We start from the raw sequence: 16935 nt of genomic DNA on the forward strand, positions 1-16935 counted from the left end.
ATATGTTGAATACTCGGACGAGTAAAGCTGGAGCCGTACTGATGGCTCTTTTTTTTATCCTCACTTATCTGATACCGCTGGACGGTCGCCTGTTATGGCAGCCAGATGAAACTCGATATGCTGAAATTAGCCGGGAGATGCTGCAACGCGGTGACTGGATTGTGCCTTACTTTTTGGACATTCGTTATTTTGAAAAACCAGTAGCAGGGTATTGGATTAACAATATTAGCCAGTGGATTTTTGGTGATAACAATTTTGCTGTTCGCTTTGGCTCAGTATTCAGTATCTTAATCAGTGCATTTTTACTTTATCGATTAGCAATGATGATGTGGCAATGCCGTCAGACTGCATTTGTTTCCAGTTTGATTTACATCTCTATGTTCATTGTTTTTTCCATTGGCACATACAGTGTTCTTGATCCTATGTTTTCTTTGTGGATCACCGCCGGGATTGTCAGTTGCTATTGGACGCTCAAAGCCAGCAGTACACGAGAACGAATTTTTGCTTGGTCTGCATTGGGGATGGCTTGTGGCATGGCTTTTATGACAAAAGGCTTTTTGGCACTGGCATTGCCTGTAATTAGCATGATACCCATCACTTTATACCAAAAACGTTTTTTAGAAATGCTCCGTTTTGGCTTTATTGCCGTGATTTTTGCAATTCTGATTAGTTTGCCTTGGGTCATTGCTATTGCGTTACGTGAACCTGATTACTGGCACTATTTCTTCTGGGTGGAGCATATACAACGTTTTGCCTCTGAAAATGCGCAGCATATTGCGCCTATTTGGTATTACCTGCCAATACTGGTTTTAGGTGTGATTCCGTGGTTGGGCTTACTGCCAGGGGCTTTAATTAAAAGCTGGAAAGAGAAAAAAGAACGGCCAGAAATGTTTTTCCTGCTTTGCTGGTTTGTCGTGCCGTTTATTTTTTTCAGCATTGCAAAAGGCAAATTACCAACCTATGTTTTGCCGTTCATCGGCCCCTTAGCTGTGATGATGGCAAAATATGCTGTTGATTGTGTCAAGAATGGCAAGATGAAAGCATTGAAGGCTAATGGTCTGGTTAATGTCTTCATTGGATTGGCGGCGATTTTAACCCTTTTCATTATGGACAAATTTACCAGTCATCCACTTTATCAGCCTGATGAGCGATTGAAATGGGTAACGGGAATTATCGCTTTCGGTTTTTGGGGAATAGTTGGCTACTTGTGTTTTACCCGTAATGGTAAATATTGGTTATGGGCTGCCGCGTGTTCACTGGTACTGAGTTTGTCTATCGGCAGCGCATTACCGACCAATACGATTAATTCCAAACTGCCTCAGAATTTTATCCGGCAGAATGAAACCGAGCTGGCGAACAGTAAATATATTTTCACTCAATCTGTTGGTGTGGGAGCTGCCATTGCATGGGAGTTGAAACGTGATGACATTTATATGTTTGATCGTACAGGTGAATTGGAATATGGTCTTTCATACCCTGATAGCCAATACAAATATGTGACGCAAGATGAATTTCCTGAATGGCTAGCCAATGCGCGTAAAAATGGTCAGGTATCGATGGTTTTTTTACTCTCTTCAAAAGGAGAATTGCCGGACTTGCCAAAACCCGATCTTGTACGCAGAGACCATCGTTTTGTCCTCGTTACTTATAAGAAACAGCCATGAGCAGCAGTATAGCGTTATTAATGTTGGTGAGTTTGCTGACTTGTGTTGGGCAGTTATGCCAGAAACAGGCTGTTATTTGTTGGCAGAAAAACACCCCTCATAGAGGGGTGTTTATAGCGATATGGCTATCTGGTGCTATTCTTTCGTTAGGAATAGGCATGATATTTTGGCTACGGTTGCTGCAATTTTTGCCATTGAATATCGCATACCCCATGTTAAGTATTAATTTTGTTGTTGTAACTTTAATTGGGCAATTCCTGTATCGGGAAAAAGTGGGCCTAAAAGACTGGATAGGCATTTTTGTCATTATGTTGGGAATTTTGTTGATGAGTCTGGAGCAATGAAAGGTTACCTTTGGGGAATAACAAGTGTTTTGCTGATCACAATAGCGCAATTACTATTGAAGTGGGGGGTTGTTCATCTGCCACCGCTTTCACTATCGGCACATTGGCTGGATATTGATTGGCTTTGGCAGCACCATAATCCTTTGCTCATGATTTTGGCAGGGTTGTCGGGTTATGCACTATCCATGCTATGTTGGTTCTTTACCCTAAAATATCTGCCACTGAACAAGGCATACCCCATAATTAGTTTGAGCTATGTTTTTGTTTATTTAATGGCGGCCATGCTGCCGTGGTTCAATGAACCTATCTCATTATTAAAAACGGCTGGGGTAATCTGTATCTTATACGGGGTTTGGCTAATCAGTCGGCCGGGGAAAATTAACTTCACTGAGCGTCAATAACCAATCGTCAATAACAGGGGGAAATAAACAGTTTTAGCCCGTATGGCAGGAAATTTGGTATATAAACTGGTCTTTTTACCTCATGACAGATAAAATTTGTTTGTTTCCATTATGGTCACCGGGAGAAAGCAAATGATAACAAGAGCAGGCTATTTATGCTTACTATTTAGCTTTTTTCTTATTGGGTGCTCCAATCAGATCTCAAAATCCCTCCCTCCGCCGTCAAAGTCCGCACTTTCTGACCCAATAATGGTCATTGCCCAGCTAAAAGAACAATTGAAACAATGGCATAATACACCTTATCGCTATGGAGGAATGGATAGACGTGGCGTTGATTGTTCTGGCTTCGTCTACCGCACGTATTATGATCGCTTTAATATCCGGCTTCCACGCACAACGAGTGAACAAACTAAATTAGGCACACGAATTGACAAAGATGATCTGATGCCGGGGGATTTGGTTTTTTTCAAAACAGGCAGTGGTGAAAGTGGGTTGCATGTAGGCATTTATGATACGAATAATGAATTTATCCACGCATCAACCAGTAAAGGTGTAATACGTTCCTCCCTTGATAATGTGTATTGGCGCCGTGTTTTCTGGCAAGCTCGCAGGATGTGATTTAATTTTTTCCAGCAAGTGGGCATCAATATCCAGATTATGAGCGATATCAATAAATTATAGTTATCACTTACGTTTCTCTTTGCTGGAGTCAAATATGTCCACATTACGTCTGTTATTGTCAGACTCGTACGACCCTTGGTTTAACCTCGCTGTAGAGGAATGCATTTTTCGGCAAATGCCGTCAAATCAACGTGTTCTGTTTTTGTGGCGTAATGCCGATACTGTCGTTGTTGGCCGTGCACAAAATCCGTGGAAAGAGTGTAATACCCGGCGAATGGAGCAGGATGGCATAAAGCTGGCTCGCCGTAGCAGTGGTGGTGGTGCGGTTTTCCATGATCTGGGCAATACATGTTTCACCTTTATGGCAGGCAAACCTGAATATAATAAGACGGTTTCCACACAGATCATTTTGGAAGGATTAAAAAAATCAGGGATCCATGCAACAGCTTCCGGCCGTAATGATTTGGTTTTATCTTCTCCAGAAGGGGAGCGAAAGATCTCCGGCTCTGCCTATAAAGAAACTAAAGACCGTGGGTTTCATCACGGTACTTTATTGATTAATGCGAATTTAAATCGCCTTGCTGATTATCTCAATCCTGATCCCAAGAAACTGCAAGCGAAAGGGATCACATCTGTACGTTCCAGAGTCACGAATTTATCCGAGTTAATACCGGATATTACACATGAAACCGTCTGTGCAGGGATCATTGAGTCATTTTTTGAATACTTTGGCGAGATGGTTAAGGCGGAAGTGATTTCACCACAAGCTTTGCCTGATCTGCCGGGGTTTAGTGATATTTTCGCTAAGCAGAGTAGTTGGGAATGGAATTTTGGTCAGGCTCCTGCATTTAGCCATACATTGGATACGCGGTTCGTCTGGGGTGGAATTGAACTGCATATTGATGTTGAGCATGGCGTGATCAGCCGTTGCCAAATATTTACTGATAGTTTGGAGCCAACACCGTTTGAGTTATTGGCGGAAAAACTTATTGGTGTGTTGTATCAGCCTGAGGCGGTAGGGCAGAACGTTCATCAAATCCGGGAGCTATATTCTTCCCTAGATGCGGAATTACAGCAATTGCACGACTGGCTGGTCAGTGAATTAAAATGAAACGGAAATCAAACCGGATGGAATAATTGCCACATGAATTCAGGATGAAAATCCTATAACGGGATTTTCATCTGTCTATAATTTAGCAGGAAATTAATTGTTAACTAATCTTCTGGGGACGGAGCCATAGAGGCGGCTCTAACGGAAGAGCCTTAAGGTTGCTTATATGTAAATTATTTCTCGCTATTGCTACAAACGTTTAATTCAGACAAGTGATTGTTTGCCCTGAACTTAGCCGGTGTCGTATTGAAATGTTTTTTAAAAATCCGGGTGAATGTGGCCTGAGAGCTGAAACCATATTGCAAAGCAATGTCAAGGATCGGTAATTTATCTTCACGCAGAGATTTGGCCGCTTCATGAAGACGGCGCTGGCGGACATATTGACCCAGTGTACATCCTTTCATCTCTTTAAATATGCGTTGTAGATGCCATTTTGAATAGCCACTTTTATGAGCAATCGTTTCGATTTTGATTCCTTCAGCTCGTTGAAGCTGGCCTTCTAACCATCTCACAATATCGTTAATAACATTTTCTGACATATCTACCTCCCACATAGGTGGGTAATTGCTGAAAAGATAGCGTTGTGCATAATAAACACAGATAGTAACTTACGTTATTATGTGGCACATTTTAAGTGTTTCTTTTTTAGCGTATATGCAAAATGTGCTGTTTTAGAGTAACAAAAATCATGCAGTGGTTGCTTTTCTCTTACTAAACAAGTGATAGCATCGGATGCTCATCAGGTTTTTACAGTAATGGTATTATTGCCGCGTTGTAAATGATGAACGAGGCTGTAATGCAATCTGATTTGACTTATTTAACCAGCAAGCTGGTTTTTTTTATTTTATACGCACTGGTAATCGCTGGAGTGACCGGTTTACTGTTTTTGGATGTAAATTATCTACACAATGGAGTACAGGAAAATTCACTGACTGAAATTTTTCAGGAGCTGTTCTTACTGATTATTGCGATTTTGCTGTTTTATGAAGCGAAGAATAATCTAAAACTGCGTCCGGCATTGTTATTAATGGCTGGTTTTTTTAGCAGTCTCTTAATCAGAGAATTAGATGCTTATTTTGATGATGTCTTCTTTCACGGAGCATGGTCGTGGCTTGCCATCCCGTTGTCTCTGGCTTGTATAGGATATGCTGGTATGAAAGGAAACCAGTCTCTCTCCGGCCTTGTTCATTTCACCCGCCATCAGAGTTATTCCATGATGGTATGTGGTTTACTGTGTGTTCTGGTGTTTTCCCGTCTATTTGGTATGGGGAGTTTATGGCAAGGATTGATGGATGAACATTTCAATCGGACAGTCAAAAATATGGTGGAAGAAGGCTGTGAAATGTTAGGTTATGCGCTGTGTTTAATCGCTACACTTTGGTATTTATCTTCCGCCCGTAAACAACGTATTGCATAACAAATAACTGACTCAATAAATTAGTGTGATCAAATAATATTGGTCTGATTGCTTTTTTGTATTTGAGGTGGGTTAGCTTTAAATCAGTTTAGATTAAAACGAAGGCAAATTTTACAGGGATTATAAAATTTGCCTTTTTGCTTTATCCATTTTTGTCCATTTGGCCGCCGTTAACTTATTGCCGGCGGGATATGCCTCGAGGAACGGCTGTTCTATTGGCGGAGATAAACTTGTGGCTGATGAGTTTCAGGATGTTGGGTAACACCTAAATCTGCCTGATACCATTGTTTAAGAATATCATCACGCAACACTTCCTGTGGTGTACCCGTTGCCACTAATTTCCCCTTATGCAGCAGAATAATCTTATCGGCATACAGTGCTGCCAAATTCAAGTCATGCAATACACAGCAGACCGCAAGGGGAGATTGTCGTGTTAGCCGATGAACTAACCGTAATGTATGTTGTTGATGATAAAGATCCAGTGCGGAAGTTGGTTCGTCTAAAAACAGGCACGATTCTGTGGGCTCTGGATGCCAGAGTTGCGCCAAAACCCTTGCCAGTTGTACTCGCTGTTGTTCTCCCCCGGATAGCTGCTGGTAATTTCTATTTCTCAGCTCTTCACATTCGGTTAATGCAATAGCTTCATCAATGGCAATTTTTTTGTGGCTGTTTTCATGGGGGACACGCCCCATAGCAATAACTTCTTCTACGCTGAATGAAAAAGACAAAGAGCTATATTGCTTCATTACAGCACGCGTGCGCGCCAGTTGTTGAGTTGGCCATTGAGAAATAGGAGTACCTTTCAATAAACACTCACCTGAATGCGGAGGGTTATACCCTGTTAACAACCGTAAAAGAGTAGATTTTCCTGCCCCATTCGGGCCAATAATCGCGACGACTTCACCTTGACGAATAGACAGTGAAACATCTTTGATTATCTGCTGTTGACCGATGAAATAATTTAAATTCTTGGCTTCAATTAAACTATCAGACATAACAGGTTTCATTATAAACGTCTCCCGGATGGCTTAAGGATAAGCCATAAAAAGTAGGGAGCACCGATCAAACCAGTGATAAGCCCCACGGGCATTTCAGCTGGAGAAACTAAAGTTCTGGCCAGTGTATCTGCTGTCAATAAAAGGCATGCCCCACCAACAGCGGATATTGGCAGTAGCCAAGTATGATCACCGCCAAACCGAAGCCTGACAAGATGCGGGATAACCAAGCCGATAAAACCAATAATCCCAGTTAATGCAACAGAGCATCCAATCAACAAAGCACTCAGTAACAATAATTGATACTTGGTACGGCGAACATTAACGCCTAAATAGTGAGCTTCTTCATCCCCCAATTGTAGTAAATTGAGTTTTCGCGATTGACTGAAAGCCAGTATACAAACAGGGATAATGAGTGATGCAGCAATAAGTAATGTTGGCCATTCAATTCGGCTCAGTGAACCCATCATCCAAATAGTGAATTGACGTAATTGCTGATCGTTACTGATATAGCTTAAAACACCAATAAATGATGCACAAAGTGCATTAATGGCGATACCTGCAAGCAATAACTTAGACAGGCTGCCGTGGTTATATTTCCCAAGGGAAAAGATGAGCACTGAAACCAACAGACTGCCGATAAAGGCTGCAATAATGTGGCTGTATAAGGCAATACTGGCAAAAAAAGTAATAGGTTGAACAATAGCCACGGCAACCATCAAAGCCGCGCCACTGCTGATCCCCAATAATCCGGGATCAGCAAGGGGGTTGCGGAACAGGCCTTGCATGATGGCGCCTGATACAGCCAACGCGCATCCAACAAGGATGGCCAATAGAATTCTTGGTAACCGGATATTTAACCAAATTTGCCACTGTGGGTCATCCAAAGAGGATTCCCACAGGGTTTTGAAGGAAAGTGGCAATGCCCCCAGGTTGGCTGAACTAATTGCTAAAAATATTAGCAAAATACTCAGCACCATTAAGCCAAGAAGGGGGGATTGAGAACGACTCATTGCACTTGCTCCGCTGCTTCACGGACTTTTCTCATTACGGTAGGTGTCTGCAACCCAAACCCAAGCAGACCCATTTCATCCACAACAACGACCTGTTTTTTCATACCAGCAGGTGTGAAATTCAGACCCGGAAGTTGCCAGACTTTATCAATGCCACCTAAGGTTTTTAGCCCTTCAGTACTGATCAGCAGTAAGTCTGGTTTACTGGCAATGACACCTTCTTGAGACAAAGGACGATATCCCTGAAAACCTTGCATGGCATTTTTTGCGCCAATGGCACGGATCATTTGATCTGCGGCTGTTTGTTGACCGGCAGCCATTGGATTGAGACCACCGTGGCTCATGATAAAGATCACTTTGGTGGGAATATCTGACGTGGTGATATCAGCCAATTGTTGGCGGTATTGGGCAATTAACTCTTCGCCACGTTTTTTCTGATTGACCGCCTTGGCGACGGTCATGATTTTAGCTGGAACGGCTTCTAACGAGGTTTCGCTGGTCACTTTAATGACTTTTACACCGGCATCTTCGACTTGCTTGAGTGCCAGAGAAGGCTGAGCCGATTCACTTGCGATCACCAGTGATGGGCGCATGGATAAGATCCCTTCGGAATTAAGCATTCTCATATACCCGATATCAGGCAGAGAAAGCAATTCCTTCGGATTCAGGCTGGTGCTATCCCTTGCGACAACATGTTGTCCTTCGCCAAGTGCAAAAACAATTTCAGACACATCGCCACCGATTGTCACAATGCGTTCAGCAGAGAATGCATTGGAAGAGATGGCAAGCATAAATGTTAGAAGCCATTTTTTCATGCTATGCAAGTTTCCTGTTCTGGTTGTAATTTAGGCAGGGCACTAATTTGATCACGCCACTGAGCCTGTTCAGAGGTTCCTTCAGTACGTTGGCCGTACAATTGTGCGATCTGGTTGCCATTGGCATCGAACAATTCCAGGCTGGTAACAAAACCATCAGTGGTTGGTTTGCGAGTTACCCAACTTTCAGCAATGGCACTTTCAATCAGGTGCAACGTGAAGTTACGGTTGAAAATGTTGATCCACTTCTGCGCGGAATTCTCTTCCTGATAAGGCATCAGGCGTTCCAGTTTGCCAGTGAAAATCTGGATACAGCCACGGTTTCCGACAAAGACCATAATTTCATTCTGATCTTTATGCGCGATTTCAACAAGTTGAGATAACGCCGAATTGTCCACACGATATGCCAAATCATCTTTTACGGCATTGAAAATCTGCTGGCGGTTCAGATTGTGGCGTTTCATCATAACGAAGAACTGATGTACATCAGTCATGGCACGCCATTCTTCATCCAGTTGTACTTGCAGTTGTTCTGTCATTTCAGCAAGTACAGGCACTTCTTCTGGCTGGATAACCAATTCAGGGTTTTCATCGGTCTGGTATTTTTCGATCAGTGCTTCCCATGCCGCCATATCAGTTTTGTTGGTGGTATAGACTTTGTGCAGGGCATCACCTTGGCGGTCGAAGAATTGAATGCTGTGGCGCATGCCGTTCTTGGCAGGTTCTACCAGAGAAAAAACACTGCTCCAGTGATCGAAAAACAGACGCAGATCCAGCTCACGAGGATTGAGGATCAAACCGACATGTTCGCTGAATTTGGTATTTTCGTAACAGCCAATGTGTTCATGAACCGCAAAATCATTACGGGTAATCGCCTTAGTTTCACCAACAACCGCCAATTCCTTAAGCAGTGTAGGAGCATCAACGTTCAGGCGTTTTGCATCAATGCCGACACGGCTATGCAATAACTCTCCTTCGCTGACATTGAGGTAAGCAGCCAGATCACGTGCGTATTTTGCTTTGTTATCTGCTTTGGCTTGTTGGTAACGTTCATAAAGTGATTGAGTCACAGTTACTAGCTCCTTAAAAACACTGCGTTAAAAATAAATTTAGTCTTAAAATCATCTTATTGGGACACTGCTATTTTTACCACTGGTAGCTGACAAACAGTTTGGCGCTGCGGCCATTCTGTGGCGCTCCCTGTGATGAGTAATATTCTTTATCAAAGGCATTAGCCAATACGACTGAGGTGGTTAATCCTTTTAGTGCGTCTTCGCCGTGGTAGCTGACATAGAAATCATTGACGCCGTAACCCGCATATTGATGCATGGGTCGGCCATATTCGTCTTTATTAGTACCGTATACGCCTTGGTATTGGGTATGGCGGGCAAATTTACCGATCCAGCCAATGGAAAACCCTGTTCTAGGCAGAGGAATATCTAATGTGCTGGTCAGAGTATCTGGACTGATAGCCGCTATAGATTGCCCTGTTTCTTCGTTTTTGCCCGTTGTACGGTTATAAGCGAGATCCCAAGTGAACCAATCAGAGTCATAAGTCATCGAAACATCCCAGCCCCAAATTTTAGACTTTGGAATGTTGAATGATTTTGTGAATCTTTCTTCCTGGTTTATGGTGAATGTGATGTAATCTTTTGCTTTAGTATCAAAATAACTAGCCTTAAATTTTAGGTCGTCATTATCAATCAACACATCATCGAAACGGAGCCCGAAACCATATTCTTGTGTTTCATTACTTTCAGGTCGCAGGTTGGGATTTGGTGTCCAATAGTTTCCAGGATAGTGTTTTGAATCGTTATACATTTCTCCCATCGTCGGAGCACGGAATGCCTGGGAATAGGAAGCAAACAACATCGACCAATCTGTCGGCGTTATGCTGATAGCCCCTTTAGACGACCATTTATCGGCACTGACATCGTCATATTTGCTATTTGAGGCTTTGTAATTGTCGTAGCGGGTGCCGGCAATAAACGAAACGGGCAAATCATGCAAAGTGATTTCATCTTGCAGCCAACCTGAAGCAAAACGGATATCGGCATCAGGGAAACTCTCTGTATTGCCACTTGGTTTTTGTTTCTGCTTATAAGTTTCACCGCCGTAGGTTAATTGGTGGGCAGCAAAGGTATTCGTCCCAAAATGGGAACGATTTTCTAATTTCAAGCCATAAGTTTCTTGTTTACGGCCTTCAAAGCCATCTTTTTTGGTTTTAACGTTAATATTAACGTCAGAATAATAGGTATCAGCCTTGAGATTTAACCAAGTGTAGCTTGAAGGGTTAAATTGATATGTCAGTTGGGCATCACGTTGTGTTGTAGTACGGTCTGCTCGTTGATTATTATCGGGATAGGTTATGTCCTGAGGATTTTTGGGTTCATGGGCTTCATTGCGGTAATAACGCAAATTGCCACTGAGTGTTTGGCTGTCAGTGATTTTCCAAGAACCTTTGGACAGAATATTACCGATGCTTTCATCATTGCGTCCTTGAAACCCGCCACCGTAACGGATATTACCTACATCTCGGGTAGCAAATGACAATAAACCATCAAATTGTTCTGTTCTGCCAAATGCAGAGCCACCAAACCCGAGGCTATGGTCACCGCTTCCGGCACGATTGAATACACGGAAACCCGCATTTTGGCCTTCTTTTAATAAATCGGCGGCATCGACTGTCTGATAGGCGATAACACCACCCAACGCACCACTGCCATATAGTAAGGCAGACGGGCCACGAACGACTTCAGTTTGTTTAATTAAGGCCGGATCGAGGAATACACCATTAAGGTGCCCGGTATCCGTTCCTTGTCGAATACCGTCGACCAGCGTCAAAACCCCACTTTTAGAATAACCACGCAGACTGATGTCCTGCCCATTGGCCCGCTCGGTGCCAGAAATATGAAGCCCCGGGATATTGCGCAGCAAATCATTTGCATTGCCTGCAACTTTACTGTTGGCTGAGTTGTTTTCAATGACCGTAACCATCATTGGAGCTTCAAAACTGTCACGTTGATTGCCCGTGGCATACACAGTTATTGTATCCCCGGATGATTTGCCTTTTTCGGCATGTGTCGTTTTGGTATGAACTGGCTCGGAAGGTATTGTCGCCGCATTCGCAGAAGCTAAACTCGCGAAGATAACTACACTTAATGTAGACAGCTTTAGATTTGGCGATTTAATTAGGGTCATGTAGTTCAATCTCCATGTTGAAACGGCATTTTAATCAACACAAATAGCCACGTACCTCGCTGATATTCAACGGGCAGGCATACTGGTTTTTGAATGTGTCAGAATAAATTTGCTGAGTTTGGTTGGATGTAATGAAAAAATCTGTTTTGGCAGTACATATTCATTGCATACAATTTCCCCAGAAATGGCTGACTATTGATGCAATTGCTGGACGCAGTGTTGCTGAATAGGTCAGGGTGAGTCTGCTGCTGTAGAGAATTAGTGTAATTGAATGGGTAATGCGCTAACTTTTCCATACCAAAAGTGAACAGTAATTATTCTAATATTGAGAATAATTATCGTTTCAACAAAGACTAACTTCAAGCTATTTTTTTCTATACCTAAAATTATGTATTAATTGACTGATTTTAGATGTTTTATTTTTAGCGCAGGCTGGCTCCCATAGGCAAACAGGAGCCAGAATAAAGAAAGGATTCAGGAACGACTTTCGATGGCATCTGCAAGAATACTGATAAATTGTTCCGTATCTTGCCAGCCAAGGCATGGATCAGTGATGGATTGGCCGTAAGTCAAAGGTTCCCCGTGGATCACTTTTTGTGTGCCTTCAACCAAAAAGCTTTCAGCCATAACGCCGGCAATGGCTGTTGAACCAGTTTTAATTTGCTCACTGATATTTCTTGCAACATCCAGTTGGCGGCGGTGGATTTTTTGGCAGTTAGCATGGCTACAATCAACAATCAGGCGTTCTGGCAAATGCTGGTCGCGTAATTTATGGCAAGTTTCTGCAATATCTTCAGCACTGTAATTCGGTTTTTTCCCGCCACGCATAATAATATGGCCGTAAGGATTGCCACTAGTTTGATAAATGGTCATCTGACCATTCTTATCAGGAGACAAAAACATGTGTTTGGCACGTGCGGCGCGGATTGCATCAATGGCGATGAGCGTGTTGCCATCCGTGCCATTTTTAAAGCCTACAGGGCATGAGAGAGCTGAGGCCATTTCCCGATGAATCTGGCTTTCGGTTGTTCTGGCTCCAATCGCTCCCCAACTGATTAGATCGGCAATGTATTGGCCTGTCACCATATCCAGAAATTCTGTCGCAGTAGGCACGCCCAACTCATTAATATCAATCAATAGCTTACGAGCAAGAGAAATACCTTTATTGACTTGGCATGAGCCATCTAACATAGGGTCAGAAATCAAACCCTTCCAGCCAACCACTGTCCGCGGTTTCTCGAAATAGGTTCTCATTACAATTTCCAGACTATGTTGGTATTTCTCACGCAACACGCTCAGGCGGGAAGCATAATCAATGGCGGCATCAACATCATGGATAGAGCAGGGGCCGATAATGACGAGCAGGCGTTGGTCATCTCCTGCCAAAATTGATTCAATATGCTTTCGTGACAATGTCACATTTTGCAGACTCTTTTCTGATACAGGATATTGCTCAGCAAGTGCTTTAGGTGTGATTAGGCTATCAATGCGGCGCGTTCTTAACTCATCTGTTTTGTACATATACTTTTACTTTCTCGAATTCTACTTCACATTGAAACAGTATCTGGAATGACTGAAATCACAATAACTCAACTTCCAGCAAATTCAACAGACAATGACTGATATTTGTGTGAGAAAGTATCGTGAATAATTATTGTGAAATTTATAGGGTTTTCCAATCAGAACATTCGGCGTTTCAACCCCATAATATCAATAATTTTGGTTGAAATTTCTTCGACAGAATAATTGGTCGTGTTTAAATAATTAATCTGATTTTTGCGAAACAGTGCTTCAACTTCAGCAATTTCAACCCGGCATTGGCGCAATGAAGCGTAACGGCTATTTTCTCGCCGCTCTTCCCGAATGGCTGCAAGCCTTTCCGGGCTGATTGTCAGGCCAAATAATTTATTCTGAAAAGGCTTTAAAGCAGCAGGTAACTGAAGGTTATCCATATCATCGGCAGTGAATGGGTAGTTTGCCGCTTGAATGCCAAATTGCATTGCAAGGTAAAGGCTGGTTGGTGTTTTTCCACAGCGTGATACGCCAAGAATAATAACCTGGGCTTGATCGAGATTGCGCAATGAAACACCGTCATCATGGGCGAGGGCATAATCAATGGCAGCAATGCGGGCATCATATTGCCCCAGATTCTTTTTAGATAAACCATGAGTCCGGTGTAATTCCGGTTTTGGTTCCAAGCCTATTTCTTGTTGCAGTGGAGCGACCAATGTTTGAACAATATCCTGACAAAAACCTTCACTTTGGGTAATAATATTTTTAACTTCATCTGAAATGATGGAATAAAAAACTAATGGCCTGATTTGTGTTTGTTGGTATATCGCGTTTATTTGGCCCCGAATTTCTTCTGCCCGTGCTTTATTAGTGACAAAAGGTAGAGTGTAGGAAGTGACAGTAATTGGAAACTGGGATAAGACAGCATGACCCAATACTTCGGCAGTTATTGCGGTTCCATCAGAAATAAAAAATACGTTGCGTTTCAGTAAATCATCTTCTGATGTCATGGGTGTATAAACTTCCATCATCATCTCATTTTTAATTGTTTGATTAACTATTGTTCGATTAATTGCATGCGATCGGATTTTTTTAGCATTATCGGCTGAATCGTTTTTAACAAACGCTACCAGAATAACCAGTGTTCTTGATTATATCTATAAAAAAATAATATTGCTGGGTTGATCGATTCACCTTTCCGTCTCTGGCAAAACAATGTGCTAGTCTATCTCTGCTGTTAAAAGCAGCGATAATTTTTCCGATTTGTACCTCTGAATGTAAAAAAAGGATAGTTTCTAATGTCCAATAATGGCCTCACCCTAAGCAACGTGCTCTGGTATAACCAATTAGGCATGAATGACGTTGATCGAGTCGGTGGTAAAAACGCCTCCCTTGGCGAGATGATTACCAATTTAGCTGAACTTGGTGTGTCTGTTCCTAATGGTTTTGCAACAACGGCACAGGCATTTAATGATTTTCTGGAACAAAGTGGCGTGAACCAGCGTATTTATCAGTTGCTGGATGAAACCAATGTTGATGATGTTAATCAATTGGCCAAGGCAGGCGCACAAATCCGTCAGTGGGTGATTGATACGCCATTTACGGCCCAGCTTGAAAAAGATATCCGTGATGCTTATCTGCAATTGTCTGAAGGCGAGCCTGAGGCATCTTTCGCAGTACGCTCTTCTGCAACAGCAGAAGATATGCCGGATGCTTCTTTTGCCGGGCAGCAAGAAACTTTCTTAAATGTACAGGGCATTGACGCGGTCATGGTTGCAATTAAGCATGTCTTCGCATCATTATTCAATGACCGTGCGATTTCTTACCGTGTGCATCAAGGATATGACCATCGTGGTGTCGCGCTTTCTGCGGGCATACAACGCATGGTGCGCTCAGATTTGGCATCATCAGGCGTGATGTTTACGATTGATACTGAATCTGGTTTTGATCAGGTGGTATTTATCACATCAGCCTATGGCTTGGGAGAGATGGTTGTTCAAGGGGCTGTAAATCCAGATGAGTTTTATGTTCATAAGCCTACTTTATTAAACAATAATCCTGCGATAGTGCGCCGTAATCTTGGTTCCAAAAAAATACGCATGGTTTATGCCGATAGTAAAGAACATGGAAAACAAGTGCGTACAGAAGATGTTTCAGATGAACTACGCAATCGTTTCTCTTTAACGGATAGCGAAGTTGAAGCACTGGCAAGGCAGGCTTTATTGATAGAAAAACACTATGGCCGTCCGATGGATATTGAATGGGCAAAAGATGGGCACAATGGCAAATTGTATATTGTACAGGCGCGTCCCGAAACTGTTCGTTCAAATCAGCAGGTCATGGAACGCTACCAACTCAATGAACAGGGCAAGGTTCTGGTAGAAGGCCGGGCTATCGGGCATCGGATTGGTGTCGGAACGGTTAAGGTCATTCATAATCTCAGTGAAATGGATCGTATCCAGGCAGGTGATGTGCTGGTAACAGACATGACCGATCCTGATTGGGAACCCATCATGAAAAAAGCGGCGGCGATTGTCACAAATCGTGGTGGCCGTACCTGCCATGCTGCCATTATTGCCAGAGAGCTTGGGATCCCGGCTGTAGTTGGTTGCGGCGATGCTACTGAGCGTCTGCAGGAAGGCCAGCAGGTGACAGTTTCTTGCTCGGAAGGTGACACAGGGTTTGTTTACCAGAATAAACTGGATTTCAGTATCCAAAGTTCTCAGGTTGATGAACTGCCAAAACTTGATGTCAAGATCATGATGAACGTAGGCAATCCTGATCGCGCATTTGATTTCGCTTGTTTACCGAATGAAGGGGTAGGTCTGGCCCGTCTGGAATTTATCATTAATCGAATGATTGGTGTTCATCCGCGTGCCCTGCTTGAGTTTTCCCAGCAATCTCCTGAATTGCAAGAACAGATTAAGTCATTGATGGTGGGTTATGATGACCCTGTTGAATTCTATGTCGGGCGCCTGACGGAAGGGATTGCAACACTGGCAGCAGCATTTTGGCCTAAACGTGTCATTGTTCGGTTGTCAGATTTCAAATCCAATGAATATGCGAATCTGGTCGGTGGGGATAGGTACGAGCCGCACGAAGAAAACCCGATGTTAGGTTTTCGTGGAGCCGGGCGCTATGTTTCTGACAGCTTCCGCCAGTGCTTTGCTCTGGAGTGCGAAGCAGTCAAACGGGTGCGCAATGTCATGGGGCTAACGAATGTTGAAATCATGATCCCGTTTGTGCGTACAGTCGCTCAGGCAGAAGCGGTGGTGGCCGAACTGGCATCCCAGGGTTTGAAACGTGGCGAAAATGGGTTGAAAGTTATTATGATGTGTGAGATCCCATCAAATGCACTTTTGGCCGATCAATTCCTGGAGCATTTTGATGGTTTTTCAATTGGCTCAAATGACATGACACAATTGGCATTAGGGCTAGACCGTGATTCCGGTGTTGTTTCTGAGTTGTTTGACGAGCGCAATGACGCAGTGAAACAATTACTTTCCATGGCAATTCGGGCAGCTAAACGTCAGGGGAAATATGTCGGCATTTGCGGTCAAGGCCCTTCAGATCACGAAGACTTTGCTGAGTGGTTAATGAAAGAGGGAATTGACAGTTTATCGTTGAATCCTGATACCGTAGTGAAAACTTGGATTTCTCTGGCTAAGAACAACTAACGGAATATAACGCTAATGAAAGCCTGTTAAAATATTTGCAGGCTTTTATATTTTGTATAATAGAATACTTTTTAACAGGGATGCTTAATTACCGAAAACAAAGGCAGAAAAAAACAAAAGTAGAAAAATTCCAAAAAAAAAGCCTATCATGGGCTGACAGGCAA

15 protein-coding genes are annotated in these 16935 nt (G+C 42.9%); 7 read left to right on the forward strand and 8 right to left on the reverse strand.

From position 1 onward, the window contains the following. Window positions 1–2: 2 nt before the first annotated feature. From arnT to lplA, 5 genes are all read left to right on the forward strand, one after another. Entirely contained in the window at window positions 3–1664 is a 1662-nt protein-coding gene (gene arnT, locus FE392_RS12645; RefSeq protein ID WP_319930575.1) for a lipid IV(A) 4-amino-4-deoxy-L-arabinosyltransferase, read from the forward strand. Continuing rightward, window positions 1661–2008 carry a 4-amino-4-deoxy-L-arabinose-phosphoundecaprenol flippase subunit ArnE gene (gene arnE / locus FE392_RS12650; RefSeq protein ID WP_319930576.1) on the forward strand — a complete coding sequence of 116 codons (348 nt, stop codon included), beginning with the start codon at window positions 1661–1663 and terminating at the stop codon, window positions 2006–2008. Before arnT ends, arnE begins: the two co-directional genes overlap by 4 nt. Continuing rightward, complete coding sequence (gene arnF / locus FE392_RS12655; protein ID WP_319930577.1) at window positions 2005–2409, forward strand: 4-amino-4-deoxy-L-arabinose-phosphoundecaprenol flippase subunit ArnF; 405 nt, start codon at window positions 2005–2007, stop codon at window positions 2407–2409. The genes arnE and arnF overlap by 4 nt, the downstream gene beginning before the upstream one ends. A 132-nt stretch (window positions 2410–2541) precedes the next feature. Further along, window positions 2542–3027, forward strand: coding sequence for a C40 family peptidase (locus FE392_RS12660; protein ID WP_319930578.1), 486 nt, complete (start codon window positions 2542–2544; stop codon window positions 3025–3027). A gap of 97 nt (window positions 3028–3124) precedes the next feature. Then, a complete protein-coding gene (gene lplA / locus FE392_RS12665) occupies window positions 3125–4141 on the forward strand; it encodes a lipoate--protein ligase (RefSeq protein WP_319930579.1) in 1017 nt (338 codons plus the stop codon). A gap of 173 nt (window positions 4142–4314) precedes the next feature. Here lplA and FE392_RS12670 read toward each other — a convergent pair whose 3' ends face one another. Next, window positions 4315–4680 carry a helix-turn-helix domain-containing protein gene (locus FE392_RS12670; RefSeq protein WP_319930580.1) on the reverse strand — a complete coding sequence of 122 codons (366 nt, stop codon included), beginning with the start codon at window positions 4678–4680 and terminating at the stop codon, window positions 4315–4317. 257 nt (window positions 4681–4937) lie between these two features. Here FE392_RS12670 and FE392_RS12675 point away from each other — a divergent pair, with 257 nt between their 5' ends. Further along, window positions 4938–5558 carry a hypothetical protein gene (locus FE392_RS12675; protein ID WP_319930581.1) on the forward strand — a complete coding sequence of 207 codons (621 nt, stop codon included), beginning with the start codon at window positions 4938–4940 and terminating at the stop codon, window positions 5556–5558. Window positions 5559–5770: 212 nt separating this feature from the next. Here the strand turns inward: FE392_RS12675 and FE392_RS12680 are convergent, their stop codons facing one another. From FE392_RS12680 to ppsR, 7 genes are all read right to left on the reverse strand, one after another. After that, entirely contained in the window at window positions 5771–6565 is a 795-nt protein-coding gene (locus FE392_RS12680) for a heme ABC transporter ATP-binding protein (protein WP_319930582.1), read from the reverse strand. After that, window positions 6565–7566 (reverse strand): FecCD family ABC transporter permease, encoded by a 1002-nt coding sequence (locus tag FE392_RS12685; RefSeq protein WP_319930583.1) that lies wholly within the window; start codon window positions 7564–7566, stop codon window positions 6565–6567. Before FE392_RS12685 ends, FE392_RS12680 begins: the two co-directional genes overlap by 1 nt. Beyond that, complete coding sequence (locus tag FE392_RS12690) at window positions 7563–8381, reverse strand: heme/hemin ABC transporter substrate-binding protein (RefSeq protein ID WP_319930584.1); 819 nt, start codon at window positions 8379–8381, stop codon at window positions 7563–7565. The genes FE392_RS12685 and FE392_RS12690 overlap by 4 nt, the downstream gene beginning before the upstream one ends. Next, complete coding sequence (locus FE392_RS12695; RefSeq protein WP_319930585.1) at window positions 8378–9451, reverse strand: hemin-degrading factor; 1074 nt, start codon at window positions 9449–9451, stop codon at window positions 8378–8380. The genes FE392_RS12690 and FE392_RS12695 overlap by 4 nt, the downstream gene beginning before the upstream one ends. Window positions 9452–9527: 76 nt before the next feature. Then, window positions 9528–11582 carry a TonB-dependent hemoglobin/transferrin/lactoferrin family receptor gene (locus FE392_RS12700; protein ID WP_319930586.1) on the reverse strand — a complete coding sequence of 685 codons (2055 nt, stop codon included), beginning with the start codon at window positions 11580–11582 and terminating at the stop codon, window positions 9528–9530. Between the two features lie 474 nt (window positions 11583–12056). Continuing rightward, a complete protein-coding gene (locus tag FE392_RS12705) occupies window positions 12057–13103 on the reverse strand; it encodes a 3-deoxy-7-phosphoheptulonate synthase (RefSeq protein ID WP_319930587.1) in 1047 nt (348 codons plus the stop codon). A 158-nt stretch (window positions 13104–13261) separates the two neighbouring features. Beyond that, on the reverse strand, window positions 13262–14122 hold the full coding sequence (gene ppsR, locus FE392_RS12710) for a posphoenolpyruvate synthetase regulatory kinase/phosphorylase PpsR (protein ID WP_439153484.1): 861 nt from the start codon (window positions 14120–14122) through the stop codon (window positions 13262–13264). A 270-nt stretch (window positions 14123–14392) separates the two neighbouring features. Here ppsR and ppsA point away from each other — a divergent pair, with 270 nt between their 5' ends. Continuing rightward, entirely contained in the window at window positions 14393–16771 is a 2379-nt protein-coding gene (ppsA, locus tag FE392_RS12715) for a phosphoenolpyruvate synthase (protein WP_319930589.1), read from the forward strand. The last annotated feature ends 164 nt before the right edge of the window (window positions 16772–16935 follow it).

Source organism: Xenorhabdus santafensis, from assembly GCF_033949405.1.
Lineage (GTDB): Bacteria > Pseudomonadota > Gammaproteobacteria > Enterobacterales > Enterobacteriaceae > Xenorhabdus > Xenorhabdus santafensis.